Raw genomic sequence first — 12,392 nt, 5'->3', positions numbered from 1 at the left:
TTTTGGCATATTCATGCCAAAACACCTCGCGGAATAGTGGTGTGTGAACAGTAACTCAATTATACTGTTTTGTTTTTCAGCACTGCAGGTGATGTATTACCTACCACCATTGCTGTCAGCGGACTGAAATACAGCAGACATGTTAATACACAGTAAATCGGGATCATAATTACAAACTGTACCAGTCTTCCGGGCATGATCGCATAGAAGTTATATCCAAGCATGATCACAAGTCCTGCTGTTGTAAGAACCAAAGAGCTGAGAACTGCAGTTACCACGATAGATACGCAGATACCAACTGTCTTTCCTGTTTTCTTTCTGTTTGCAAATAATGGTTTTGCAAGGGCAGGAAGCACACCCCAGAGGATTGCTGCAACTGTGATAAACGGATTTACAGCATAGCCTTTCATAAAGCACCCGATAATATCCGCACATAATCCACAGACACCGCCTGCCACCGGTCCCAGCCACAGACCTGCAAGGATTGTACATACACTTCCCACAGAAATACGGTACGCACCAAGATCAATGACCAGAACTCGTGTGAGTACCAGATGCATGGCGATCAGAAGAGCCATGAACACCAATGTTTTTACGTTCCAATATTGTTTTTTCTGCATAATAAAAACACCTCCATAATGTGTTTTAAAAATAGAGTAGTTACATAAATAATAATCCCTCCACATTATGAGATGCTCTCATATGTAGCAACGGGTGCGGAAATTATATCGTAAGCAGCACGCTTTCTGCTTTTCGTTTCACGGCGACTCCCCAGCCTGTGAACACTTGACGCATAAAATCCTACTTCGCTATTATTTATTTATCGAAATTATAACATAATCCATAGAAATTGCAATATATTTTCCGTTATTATTTTCACAAATTTGAATGCTGTTTTTTGTTCATTCTATACGAATGGTCTGCTTTTTTTACTTGAGAATATTGCTGCAAACACTCGTAAGTCTATGAATAAAACAGCCGCATATACTAATACTATAACATTATGCAGCAGTCCGGCATCTTCAGAAATGAGAAATTACATGAATACAGATATCCCGCCCCGGTCTGCTATAATCATGGAGGTAAAAAATGTCAGAAATATGTAAAAATAACTGCCAAAATCCTTATAATATATGTTATGATAATTACCTGAATACCAACGCCTGTACGGAATGTACCGGCCTGATATGCACTCCTGCCAAAGATAATGACGAATGGGAAAGCTACCGGAAAATTTTTGATTTTATCCCCGAACCGCCGGAAAGCAATATCCCTCCCTGTAAATAATTATCGCATACGGCAGGAATCATGTTCAAACGAATGATTTATCGGAGGTCCTGTCTGTATTATGAAAAAACTGCTTGCTGCATGTGTCTGTGCCGGCCTTAGCTTTTCTTTTGCCGGATGCAGCCCTGAAACCATACTGGAACAATTCACATCCACCGGAGACACATCCGTCCGGGAACTTACTTCTTCATTTGACACCACAACTGAAACCGAAACAAAAGGCCGTATCTATATGGATGAACTTTCCGGTACCCTGCAGGATTTTTCAGGAAGCCAGCTTATTCTGAACACGGACAGTGCCTCCTATGTATTTAATGTTTCCAATGCCACCCTGGAATGTAAAGGCGGCATGATCACCGGCGATGAGATCAGTATCATTTACGAAGGTCAGCTTTCCGGTACTGACACAGGCAGTGTACATGTTCTGAAGGTTGTAGATGAATTTCATAAAAAAAACAAACTGAAAAAGCGCACTGCACATGGGCAGGTCATTTCCCTGACTTCCAATACCATCACAATAAAATCAAAGAAAGGAAAAACAGCCACCTATCCGATCACAGGAACAAAACAATATTATCAGAACGGAATCAAAGCCGGTGACTGGGTTTACCTTACATTCAAGGGAAAATTCCCGGATATTTCCAATGATTCTTCCGCATCCTTAAATGCCAGTCACCTGAAAGTGCTGAGTATTTCTGATCTGAAAGATCTGGAAATACCGGATCCCACCCCAACTCCGGATCCAAAACTCACACAGACACCGGAGCAGATAGAAAATAAAGAAAAACAGCTGCTGGCAACTGTACAGGGAGTAAATCTGAATATCCTCCGGATTCTTCCTGCCGGAAGTGACACCTCCTTTAATCTGGATATGTCAGCAATCCCCGCTTACTTCAAGGGAGGAATTGCCCCGGGATCTCATGTTAATGTTACTTATATCGGAGATCTGGAAACAACATCCCTGGAAGAAGTCCGTATTATTGCTGTGACAGGTGAAGATCCTGATACCATTAATGACAAACATATTTCCTTTACAGTAACCGGCACGATCATTGGAAGTACTGCCAACACCATCACTGTACAGACAGATGACGGTGCCATAGATACCTTCCGTACAGAAAACGCGCAGGATCTCACTGCAGGCGGCATGGAATACGGCGACTATGTGTGTGTTACCTTCCATCCATCCAAATCAAAATCTTCTAATATTTATACAGCAATCAAAGTACAGGATGCGTAAACCTCTTCCTGATTTTTGCTTCACCTTCCGCAAGCCAGCGGTATGCAGCATCCTGATCTCCCAGGATTTCTGCAAAGGACTGAACTTCATCCCGGATTCCTTTTCCATGAAGAACTCTGTAAGCCCCCGCATCACTTCCGGGGGCTGTTTTTATTCCCAGCCGGAATGCTTTTCTGATATTCTCTTCTGCGGATTCTATGATCGGTTTCAGAGTCTCATCATCATAACGCCCGTCTCCCAGAAGATTTCTCACTGTAACCAGAGTCGGAACCCAGACTGTATCGCTCTCTGCCAGCATGGCAAGGCTTTCTTCATTCATATAGTTTCCATGTTCCAGACTGTCCACTCCGGCAGCCACTGCTGCCTGCACTCCGTAATCTCCGTTGGTATGGGACATAACAGCCATACCTTCTTCATGTGCAATATGTACCATTTCCTTTACCTCTGACCCATCCAGAGGTGTTCCGGTAATCGCTCCATGTTCATTAAAATCCAGAATCCCGGTAGTCATGATCTTAATAAAATCTGCCCCTGCCTGTTTCGCCTCCAAAACACGCTTATGAAATTCCACCATTGTGGCAAAACCTTTTCCCACAATAGAACCATAATGTCCTTCTTTATGAATGGCAAATATCGGAGTTCTGTAATCTATTCCATACTCTGGTGCAAGCTCTTTCGCTCTCGCAGAAACACCCAGCGCATCACCGCCATCCCGTACAAAAACAATTCCCCGTTCCTGGTATGCTTTCAGATGCTCTCTTATGATCTTATCGTCCGGTCCATTTTTATGCATATCAATTGCATGGCGGTAATTCACGCCATCCATAATGATATGCGCATGACATTCTCCAAACATTTCCTGTTTCTCTTCCTCTTCCCTGCTGCTTTCTTAACTCAAAGCATAGAGTCAGACGGATAAACTCATCCGCTTCGCTATGCAACTCTATGCTCAATAACCGCTCCGCAGTTTTACTTAATCTTTTATCTACAATTTTTTATTTTTCAAAAAAATTTCGGATTTCGTCTTCTGCTGCCTGCACAGAGCCCTGGACAAAGAATGGCTTTCCGCCGCCTCTTCCGTTTAATGCAGCATTCATTTCCTTTGTATACTGCCGTAAATCCCCGTCAATCTCGCCCATGGCATACTTATAGCTTCCATCTTCATTTCTGGAAAATACTGCACAGCAGCCCTCACAGGTATTCATCACTGCATCCGCAAGTTTACGTACAGAATCTGCTTCCAGACCTTCTTTAAAGATCAGGACACTTCCTGCACCTTCCCATTTCTTAGCTTCTACCCTAAACATCTCTTCTTCCATACGGGCAACCTGGCCTTTCATACGGAAATTCTCATCCTGCAAACGCTGTACTGCATCTGCTGTTCTGTCCATCTTTGCAGAAAGCTTCATAGAAATCTGATGATTCTGCTCATTCACCATATTCAGATAATCCAGAACACGTTTACCGCAGATCATCTCCATACGGATACCATCATGGAATTTCACTACAGAAAGAAGCTTCACCATTCCAATCTCACCTGTATGTGTCACATGAGTTCCACAGCAGGCGCATACGTCTACTCCCGGAAACGTTACGATACGAACCTGTCCTGTCAATTCTTTCTTACTTCTGTAATCAATAGTCTTCAGTTCCTCAGCATCAGGATAAGTGATCACAACTTCCCTATCCTCCCACACTCTCTCATTTACTTCCCGCTCAATTTCTGCAAGCTGCGAGTCATCCAGCATACCATTCAGATCTACAGTAATCACATCGCTTCCCATATGGAAACCCACATTATCATAACCATACTTCTCATGGATAATACCGCTGACCATATGCTCACCGGAATGCTGCTGCATCAGGTCAAAACGGCGCACCCAGTCAATCTTTCCCTCAACCTTCGCACCCACTTCCAGAGCCTTATCAGTATAATGAAGTAATTCTCCATCTTTCTCATGAACCTCTGTCACCTTTGCATCCCCCAGTGTTCCCACATCACTTGGCTGACCGCCGCCCTCCGGATAAAAAGCACTCTCATCCAGAACGACCACATAGCCTTTCTTCTGCTCTCTGCACTCTACTACGGTTGCGGTGAATTCTTTTTTATATACATCCTCATAGTATAAACGTCTTGTTTCTGTCATGATCTGTCTCTCCTTGTTAATCTGTCATATTGCCCCGCATTATCTTCCATATAAACATAAATGCTGTATTTCATTTCATTTCATTTCATTTCAATCAAGTATAGACCAAATCAGACAGGTTCGCAAGACCATCACTTAGAGATATTTTTATAAAAAATCCGCTAACCAACAGCCAACAACCAGCGTAGAAAAATAGTTTGTTTTGTGTGCATTTGCAGGATACTTAGATATTCTTAGCCGGCAAAAATCTGCGTTATGAGAAAAATGACACACTGTCTGAGCCGCCATGCGGCGAGTTTGTGGCATTTTTCTCATGCCCTTAGCAGATTTTTGCCAGCTTAGAATATCTTAGTGTCCGAAACCGCACACAAAACAAACTATTTTTCTGCGCGTCCCCTTTTTCTCAAAATTCCTCCAATATCTGAATCCATTCCCCCACCTCCTGCGTTATAATTAAATGAACAGGGAAAAGGAGACAGTAATGATCACAGAAAAGCAATATCTGGAATATCTGATTAATCAATACCAGAACTTAATATATTCGATCTGCCTGAAATCTGTCGGTAATCCATTTGATGCCGAAGATCTCACTCAGGAAGTCTTTCTATCTGCCTATAAGAACCTTTCCCGCTTTGATGGTAATTATGAGAAAGCCTGGTTAAGTAAGATCGCTGTCCGAAAGTGTCTGGATTATCTGAAAGCAGCCGGGCGGCGAAGTATTCCAACAGAAGACACCTACTTTTCCCAGATTCCGGACAGACAATCCTCTCCCGAGGATGAATATATGAAAACTGCATCCAACACTCACGTAGAAGCATTGTGTATGCAGTTGAAAAGTCCTTACAAAGAAGTCGCTTACGCACATTTCTGCAAAGAATTATCAGTACCTGAGATTGCACGGCAGACAGGGAAAAATCCGAAAACAATTCAGACACAGCTCTATCGCGCAAGGGCAATGCTGAAAAAAATGCTTGAAAGGGGTGATTAGATGCATATTAATAAGAAGGATTTAATAGAATTTGACAACGGAAATATGAACACACAGGAAATCATTGAGTTTCTGTCACATCTTGATCACTGCGATTTCTGTCTGGATCAGATGATGGAACAGGAAGACAGCAGTACGGATACTGCTCCCGCCTATCTGATGGAACAGATTCTGGACAAAGCAGACTCCGGTGAAGTGCAGCTTGCCCGGGCAGCAAATCAAGCATCCCGCAAAATCCGGCTGCTCCATTACAGCCTTCAGACTGCTGCAGGTGTGATGGTTGCCCTGCTGCTTTTATTCAGTATCCCAAACCTGGATTTCACTTCCTTACATCAGGATACTTCCTCTCAGACAGACAGAATATTGCCCGAGCATGAAAACGGCAGACTCTACCAGTTCACCAGAGAACTCGGACAGAATATTGGTGATGGCACCGGTTCTTTTATAAAATATATCAGTGATTTTTCCGGCAAATTAATGAATGGAGGCAAATAAAAGTATGCAAAAACAAAAACGTGGATTCTGGCTTTTTATCTTCTCCCTGATTCCAGGCGCAGGAGAAATGTACATGGGGTTCAAAAAACAGGGCATCAGTATTATGTTCTTATTCTGGGGTGTCTTTGCCATCGGAGCATGTACCGGAATGGACTGGCTTGTGTTCCTGATTCCGATCATATGGTTCTACAGTTTCTTTAATGTGCACAATCTGAAGTCTCTTTCTGAGGAAGAATTTTATTCCATAGAAGATTCCTATGTCCTTCATATGGATGAACTGGCAGGAGATATCAGTTCTCTGCTCAAACATCACGGAAAGATAACTGCGATTCTGCTGATTTTCCTTGGTGCTTCTATTCTGTGGAACACTCTGGTAGATTTCCTCTATATGATCTTACCCGGATATCTGGCTGATATGATCGGCAGATTCACATATCATCTGCCGCAGCTTGTGATTGCAGCTGCTATCATTTTTGCAGGGATTTATATTCTCACCCGCAAGAAGGATGCACTGGATGAAGAACAGCCTGACAGCTTTACTGAGGAAGAACATTACTGGACACCTTATCGTCCGTATCAGCAGAATGTTCCGAATATGGAAACTGACGCGGTTAAAAATACCACAGACACAGTAAATCCTGATTGCTGTACAGATATCGATGTCACGGATACCGCAAACAACAAAAGCCCGGTATCTCTGAAAAAAGATTCTGCCGCCGAAGTGTCCCAGAAGGATGCTTCATCACAAACAACAAATTCTGAATCATGACACAAAATGGGATTGTCACATCAAGGAATCCACCTTCATGTAACAATCCCATTCTCATTATCCTCACATGGATACAGAAACTTCTCCAAAGGACAATATTGTCTCCTGTCCATCCTCTTCCCGTACTTTCAGCCGTCCGTCCCTGCATATCTCCAATGCAAATGCCTGTCTGGAAGAGTTTCCGTCTGTAATTGTGATCTGATGTCCCGGGATCATATTATGTGTCACATAATCCGGAGACAGTTCCAGATCTGCTGTTTCTTTTCGCAGCTCGTTCACGATCATTGCAGTCAGTTTATTACGGTCAGTCTGTTCTGCATCTTCTTTTGTCTCATAAAGAGCTCCCGCTATATTTCTTAATTCCCCAGGCAGGTTCTCCTGGTCCAGATAGAGGTTCAATCCCATGCCAACTACCACAAACTCAATATTTCCACTCTCAAAATCTGTGACAGCCTCTGTGAGTATTCCACAGACTTTCTTTCCTTTATAAAACAGATCATTAACCCATTTAATATCAAGCTGGATTCCACAGATCTGAGCAACTGCTCTGTAGACTGCCACTGCTGCCGCAGTTGTGATCAGCAGACTGTCATGTATGGTTCCCTGTGGCTTCAGGATCACACTCATGTAAAGACCTGTATCTGCAGGAGAATAGAATTCCCGGCCTCTGCGCCCCCTGCCTGCAGTCTGGCTCCTGGCAATGACAAATGCCCCATGTCCGACCTCTCCCATCATAGCTTCTTTCTTGGCAGTCTGGTTCGTAGATTCCAGTTCATCATAAATATCTATCTTAACCTTCGGATCATCCAGAAATAGGCGGATTCCTTCCTGCGACAGACGGTTCGTATCCTTCGCAAGCATATATCCTTTATTCGGTCCTGCTTCTATATGATACCCTTCTTCCCGGAGCGACTTTACTGCCTTCCACACTGCTGCCCTTGTACAGCCAAGTTCACTGGCAATACTCTCACCTGAAAGTATCTCCCCTTTATTCTTCTCCAGCATTTCCAAAAGACTTGATTTTACAGTCATAATTTCCCTTTCTTACTTTCTGTCCCATTATTTTCACGTTATCTCTTCTCTGATCATCTACTGCTAATCATATCATCTGGTATGCTTTTTGTCTAATGTTCTACCGGAAATATCTTATCACATAATTTTCCGGTGTTACTGTTCACTCCGTTCTCAGTAACATTTTCCGTACAGTAATCAATTGTCTGTCAGGATTGCCACAATCCCCGCATATAACACCATAAATCCCATAATTACTGCAACCATGTCAGCAGAATGAAAATCAATATTAAATATCATACCACCTGCAACCATCACTTCCAAGGTAACGATCAACCCCAGGATCACTGCCATTGTCCTTGAAAATTTATGTCTTTCCTTTCTTCTCATTCTCTGCGTGGTATTTACTACATTCATCATTTTACTCCTCCTTCATGTCAGACAGATAAAAATCGCCCTTATCCTCTGATCGATTATGTCCGAACATATTTTCAGAACATATATTCGCTTTCTTTTGATATATAATAACATACCCATTTCAAAAATGGAAGAGTTTTTAGAACATTTGTTTGCCGTTTTTTTCATTATAAATTTTTCCGGATTCTGAAACTTAAAATTAAGAAAGAATCCTGCCCGGAGGGCTTTTTTATGTTATAGGAACATTACGGAGTAATTTCCTATAACTAACATAAAAAAGACTGCCGTGCCACTCATCACCTGCCACGACAATCCTCTTATCTGATTTTAATGTTATATTTTTTACATAAACTGAGCAAACACAGATGCACCTACAACTGTCAGCAGACCTGCAACCGCAATCGCAAGACTGCTCATGGCACCTTCTATTTCACCCAGCTCCATTGCCTTTGCAGTACCGATAGCATGGGCAGAGGTTCCAAGTGCCAGGCCCTTAGCAATCGGTTCTTCAATACGCGCAAGTTTGATCACAGTCTCTGCAATCATATTTCCAAGAACACCGGTAATGATAATAACTGCAACTGTAATAGTCACAATGCCTCCAAGTTCTTCAGAAACGCCCATTCCGATGGCAGTTGTAATAGACTTCGGAAGAAGTGTTACATACTGCTCATGACTCAGGCTGAACAGCTTCGCAAGGATCAGCACGCTGACCAGACTGGCAAGCACACCGGAAACAATTCCAATGATTACGGCTTTCAGATTCTTTTTCAGAAGTTCCATCTGCTGATACAGCGGAACTGCCAGGCAGACCGTTGCAGGTGTGAGCAGGTAGCTGATATACTGACCGCTCTGATTATAGGTGTCATAATCAATATGCAGTAAACAAAGCACCGCTATTACTGCAATGATCGCGATCAGAAGCGGATTAAAAATTGCCATTTTAAATTTTCTTTTCAAAAGAAGTCCTGCCTCATATGCGATCAGGCTGATCGCTGCACCAAAAAACAGGGAATTACTCATAAATTGTGTCATGATCTTTTCTGTCCTTTCTTTCTGTCCATACGAATAACTGCCTGTGTGACACGACCTGTCACAATCATTACCACAACTGTGGTGATCACTGTGATCAGAATGATCGGCACACATACCGGTTTCAGTATGCCCCAGGCTGTCAGTAATCCGACACCTGCCGGAATAAACATAACCGGCATGATCTCTATGAGAAATTCAGCTGCTTCTTTGACCTGTTCCAGCCTGATAATGTGTGTTCCCAGTGCGATCAGCATGATCACCAGTCCGTACACACTTGCAGGTACAGGAAGCGGGATCAGAACATGTAATGCCTCTCCCATTGCGGATATCAGTAAAATAATCCAGAATTGTCTTACGTATTTCATTTTCAGTCTCCTCTAATCCTTACTGAACGGCTACAGGCTTCATCATTCCAGTTACCTGATCTTCGTACTCCTGAGTTTCCTCGAGAGATGCTCGACCGGTTCTCTGGATCTTTGTCACGCCCGGATACTGTCCCGGGAAAGATTCCAGCATGATCCCATCGCCGTATATCTTTACTTTATCCCCATTTTCCAATACATCATCGGAAATTAATTTTCCTTTTTTATTGTAAATGCCCTCTGCCGGTATGTCTGCGCTGAAAATAGTTCCATTGTTCAGATCCACAAAAACTCCGGTCTTCAGAAATTCTCCTGTCTCGATATAGATTGCAGAAATAGCATTTGCTTCCTCTTTCTGCTCTTCCTCCCTGACCATCTGTGCCTGCTTTCCTACCATATTCCAGAAAGCACCTCCCATTACAGCAAAAATGGCGAGCAGAACAATCATACCGATGATAAACTTCCAGTCTCGTTCTTTTTTATTTTTCAAATATTCAACTCCTTTATATTGGTCTAACCAATCTCGGTTCATTACGTTTTTTAATTATAGCGTATTCATCACAAATTGCAAGGTTGTTTCTGCGTAAAAAAAAAGTTTTTACAGAATCCTGATTCTTTTCTGCAAAAACTTTTTCTTCTATATATTATACTGATATTATACTGTGGTAAGCAGAACTTCCATCCAGACTTCTTTACGAAAAAGAATAAATACGATATACTTTACATAAATTATAAAGGCTTTATCCAAAGGATTATTGAAGTAGAGACTGTGCTGTTACACACCCCTTGGGTCAAAAGAAATGTGGGAAAGGGCACACCTACCGATAATTCTTCTCTCCCATATATCCGAAAATCGAACGCCATCGAAGTTTAGATGCACATACCAAAGTTCCTGTGTCTCCATCTTCCAGCTCTGTTTTATCTTCGCAGTCGCTCCAGATGATACAATCCTCTTTCAGAATTATATTGGAATCGAGTATTTCGCATGAATAGCGTTCGTCTACCGGAAATAACTTTAAGTATTTTAATCCCTGAAATTCCATTTCAATCATTGAATCTTCTTCATACTGCCGTTGTATTATTACTCTCAGAATCCTGCGATCGTTTACAGGATACATATCCAGGTTTTCATTAACATATGCTCCGCTCAGATAATGCATCTCTTTGATACAGCTATCATGGAAAAACGACACTCTTTCCATAAATTCCTTCAGCGAATTCTCATCTGTAATCTCATTCCACTTGTGCATATTATCACCACCTTCATTACTGTGTATTTTTTCTTCCCTCCTGACCAATCTACTTTGTCTTCTGTTTACTTGTGGACCTCACATGACTGAAGTCACGTGCTTCCAGACGCTTTAGGCGTCAGACTGAATATCGGCGGATACGCCTGTAACTTAGATGCGCAGTTATGCGCATTTCCCATGCCAGATATGGCAGGTTCCCACATTACAGGTAGTCCGCTGTATATCTGCCTGTATCTATGCTGCTTTTAAGAGTTCCATTTCTGAATGGAGTTTCCTCAGATCTGCATAGACGCATGAGGTTCTACGCTTTACAGGAGGGACTTTTGCCTCCAGTAAAGACCTTTCCGTTGCCGGAAGGGGTTTTAAAAGTTCCCTTATAAAATATCTCGCTCCTATATTATAGGATGCTGACAGGTCACAATTATATCGTTTTCCTGTCTGGAAAGTACAGAGGCTGTGATTTTCCCAGTCACGTGTTACCGCCCCGGAACCATCATAAGCCAGTCTGCTGGTATTCCATGCACAGATCCTGGATACCCGCATCCCTTTCCTGTGTGCCTGATGTTCACAACACTTCTGGATATCTCTTTTTCTCCACAGGTGCAGTTTCTGTTTTTTCTTTCCCGATATCTTCCCCTGCATCTCCAGATACTCGAACACGATCACATCTGCATGGTTTTCTTCCGCATATCTTACAATCGCACCTGCAATCTTTTTACCCAGTTCTGTGTTCAGACGTTTCGTATATGCCCATCTTCCCTGTGTCTGCGCAGAGCCATGTTCCCTCTGGAATCTGCGGATCCGTCCCAATGTACGGTACATCCGGTCTTTTTCACTGGGATAATCTATGAATCTTCTTCCCAGGACAGTTCCGTCTGCCCGCATGATGGTACAGACTGCATCGGTATTGATCCCTAAGTCCACACTGCAGATGATCTGTTCTTTCACAGGTGTTTTGGTAAGTGTTACTTCTTCTGTATAAGAAAAACGCAAAAAGTACTTCCGGTGTCTCTTTTCCAGAGTTGGGGCAGATGCCTTTTTCCCTGACCAGTATTTTCTCAGATATTCCATATCTGTATGCTCCAGACGTACACAGAACCATTTCCAGTCATGGCCGTCATAGAGTTTCAGGTATGCTTCGTCTTTCCCTTCCGCTCCCTCACGGTACATGACATCACGGTAGAATACCGGCATGGCGTGGTTTTCATATACAAGCCTTGGTTTCCCGCTCTTTCCGTCTGTCTTTTCCCATAGATCCAGCCGTGTTCTATAAGAGAATACTGTCCCCAGCGCATGCCGGATGACAGATCTGCGCAGATAGGAAGGCATCTTTGGAAACCGGATATCAAAATCAAAACAGGCATGGTTTTTCTTCGTAGTATGTACCAGAT

Annotated in this window: 15 protein-coding genes and 1 riboswitch; of the genes, 5 read left to right on the top strand and 10 right to left on the bottom strand. The window is 42.7% G+C overall.

Going from position 1 to position 12,392, the window contains the following annotated elements:
• Positions 1–59: 59 nt before the first annotated feature.
• A complete protein-coding gene (locus tag LJE12_RS18385; protein ID WP_118571672.1) occupies positions 60–620 on the bottom strand; it encodes a folate family ECF transporter S component in 561 nt (186 codons plus the stop codon).
• Positions 621–706: 86 nt separating this feature from the next.
• A riboswitch (THF riboswitch) is annotated at positions 707–811 on the bottom strand.
• Between the two features lie 278 nt (positions 812–1,089).
• Here LJE12_RS18385 and LJE12_RS18380 point away from each other — a divergent pair.
• Both LJE12_RS18380 and LJE12_RS18375 read left to right on the top strand, forming a co-directional pair.
• Complete coding sequence (locus LJE12_RS18380) at positions 1,090–1,287, top strand: hypothetical protein (RefSeq protein WP_008707013.1); 198 nt, start codon at positions 1,090–1,092, stop codon at positions 1,285–1,287.
• A gap of 61 nt (positions 1,288–1,348) precedes the next feature.
• Complete coding sequence (locus tag LJE12_RS18375; protein ID WP_227226860.1) at positions 1,349–2,527, top strand: hypothetical protein; 1,179 nt, start codon at positions 1,349–1,351, stop codon at positions 2,525–2,527.
• Here LJE12_RS18375 and LJE12_RS18370 read toward each other — a convergent pair.
• Both LJE12_RS18370 and LJE12_RS18365 read right to left on the bottom strand, forming a co-directional pair.
• On the bottom strand, positions 2,508–3,383 hold the full coding sequence (locus LJE12_RS18370; protein WP_227226861.1) for an amidohydrolase family protein: 876 nt from the start codon (positions 3,381–3,383) through the stop codon (positions 2,508–2,510). The genes LJE12_RS18375 and LJE12_RS18370 overlap by 20 nt on opposite strands.
• Before the next feature lie 139 nt (positions 3,384–3,522).
• A complete protein-coding gene (locus LJE12_RS18365) occupies positions 3,523–4,674 on the bottom strand; it encodes an alanyl-tRNA editing protein (protein ID WP_227226862.1) in 1,152 nt (383 codons plus the stop codon).
• Positions 4,675–5,155: 481 nt separating this feature from the next.
• Here LJE12_RS18365 and LJE12_RS18360 point away from each other — a divergent pair, with 481 nt between their 5' ends.
• The 3 genes from LJE12_RS18360 to LJE12_RS18350 are packed head-to-tail and all read left to right on the top strand — an operon-like array spanning position 5,156 to position 6,926.
• Positions 5,156–5,662 carry an RNA polymerase sigma factor gene (locus tag LJE12_RS18360; RefSeq protein WP_227226863.1) on the top strand — a complete coding sequence of 169 codons (507 nt, stop codon included), beginning with the start codon at positions 5,156–5,158 and terminating at the stop codon, positions 5,660–5,662.
• A complete protein-coding gene (locus tag LJE12_RS18355; RefSeq protein ID WP_173698400.1) occupies positions 5,663–6,157 on the top strand; it encodes a hypothetical protein in 495 nt (164 codons plus the stop codon).
• 4 nt (positions 6,158–6,161) lie between these two features.
• Entirely contained in the window at positions 6,162–6,926 is a 765-nt protein-coding gene (locus LJE12_RS18350; RefSeq protein WP_173698401.1) for a hypothetical protein, read from the top strand.
• Positions 6,927–6,989: 63 nt separating this feature from the next.
• Here the strand turns inward: LJE12_RS18350 and LJE12_RS18345 are convergent, their stop codons facing one another.
• From LJE12_RS18345 to LJE12_RS18315, 7 genes are all read right to left on the bottom strand, one after another.
• Positions 6,990–7,958, bottom strand: a complete 969-nt coding sequence (locus LJE12_RS18345) for a biotin--[acetyl-CoA-carboxylase] ligase (protein WP_227226864.1) — start codon at positions 7,956–7,958, stop codon at positions 6,990–6,992.
• A 177-nt stretch (positions 7,959–8,135) separates the two neighbouring features.
• Positions 8,136–8,357 carry a hypothetical protein gene (locus LJE12_RS18340; protein WP_118670128.1) on the bottom strand — a complete coding sequence of 74 codons (222 nt, stop codon included), beginning with the start codon at positions 8,355–8,357 and terminating at the stop codon, positions 8,136–8,138.
• Between the two features lie 339 nt (positions 8,358–8,696).
• Positions 8,697–9,389 carry an LrgB family protein gene (locus LJE12_RS18335; RefSeq protein ID WP_022380929.1) on the bottom strand — a complete coding sequence of 231 codons (693 nt, stop codon included), beginning with the start codon at positions 9,387–9,389 and terminating at the stop codon, positions 8,697–8,699.
• Complete coding sequence (locus LJE12_RS18330) at positions 9,386–9,754, bottom strand: CidA/LrgA family protein (RefSeq protein WP_020993269.1); 369 nt, start codon at positions 9,752–9,754, stop codon at positions 9,386–9,388. Before LJE12_RS18330 ends, LJE12_RS18335 begins: the two co-directional genes overlap by 4 nt.
• Before the next feature lie 19 nt (positions 9,755–9,773).
• Complete coding sequence (locus LJE12_RS18325) at positions 9,774–10,241, bottom strand: hypothetical protein (RefSeq protein WP_020993270.1); 468 nt, start codon at positions 10,239–10,241, stop codon at positions 9,774–9,776.
• A gap of 328 nt (positions 10,242–10,569) precedes the next feature.
• Positions 10,570–11,001: a hypothetical protein gene (locus LJE12_RS18320; RefSeq protein WP_119245650.1), complete on the bottom strand. Its 432-nt coding sequence runs from the start codon at positions 10,999–11,001 to the stop codon at positions 10,570–10,572.
• Positions 11,002–11,235: 234 nt separating this feature from the next.
• Positions 11,236–12,392: IS200/IS605 family accessory protein TnpB-related protein (locus LJE12_RS18315; RefSeq protein ID WP_227292329.1), on the bottom strand; the 1,157-nt coding region annotated here is incomplete at its 5' end.

This window comes from Blautia sp. DFI.6.71, assembly GCF_020593585.1.
Taxonomy (GTDB): domain Bacteria; phylum Bacillota; class Clostridia; order Lachnospirales; family Lachnospiraceae; genus Blautia_A; species Blautia_A wexlerae.
This window is presented reverse-complemented; position numbering and strand designations above follow the sequence as displayed.

Bases quoted from the DNA above. Each gene is read 5' to 3' on its own strand.
- LJE12_RS18375 (WP_227226860.1), top strand. From the start codon at position 1,349: ATGAAAAAACTGCTTGCTGCATGTGTCTGTGCCGGCCTTAGCTTTTCT.
- LJE12_RS18320 (WP_119245650.1), bottom strand. From the start codon at position 11,001: ATGCACAAGTGGAATGAGATTACAGATGAGAATTCGCTGAAGGAATTT.
- LJE12_RS18385 (WP_118571672.1), bottom strand. From the start codon at position 620: ATGCAGAAAAAACAATATTGGAACGTAAAAACATTGGTGTTCATGGCT.
- LJE12_RS18380 (WP_008707013.1), top strand. From the start codon at position 1,090: ATGTCAGAAATATGTAAAAATAACTGCCAAAATCCTTATAATATATGT.
- LJE12_RS18360 (WP_227226863.1), top strand. From the start codon at position 5,156: ATGATCACAGAAAAGCAATATCTGGAATATCTGATTAATCAATACCAG.
- LJE12_RS18345 (WP_227226864.1), bottom strand. From the start codon at position 7,958: ATGACTGTAAAATCAAGTCTTTTGGAAATGCTGGAGAAGAATAAAGGG.
- LJE12_RS18355 (WP_173698400.1), top strand. From the start codon at position 5,663: ATGCATATTAATAAGAAGGATTTAATAGAATTTGACAACGGAAATATG.
- LJE12_RS18330 (WP_020993269.1), bottom strand. From the start codon at position 9,754: ATGAAATACGTAAGACAATTCTGGATTATTTTACTGATATCCGCAATG.
- LJE12_RS18370 (WP_227226861.1), bottom strand. From the start codon at position 3,383: ATGTTTGGAGAATGTCATGCGCATATCATTATGGATGGCGTGAATTAC.
- LJE12_RS18335 (WP_022380929.1), bottom strand. From the start codon at position 9,389: ATGACACAATTTATGAGTAATTCCCTGTTTTTTGGTGCAGCGATCAGC.
- LJE12_RS18350 (WP_173698401.1), top strand. From the start codon at position 6,162: ATGCAAAAACAAAAACGTGGATTCTGGCTTTTTATCTTCTCCCTGATT.
- LJE12_RS18340 (WP_118670128.1), bottom strand. From the start codon at position 8,357: ATGATGAATGTAGTAAATACCACGCAGAGAATGAGAAGAAAGGAAAGA.
- LJE12_RS18365 (WP_227226862.1), bottom strand. From the start codon at position 4,674: ATGACAGAAACAAGACGTTTATACTATGAGGATGTATATAAAAAAGAA.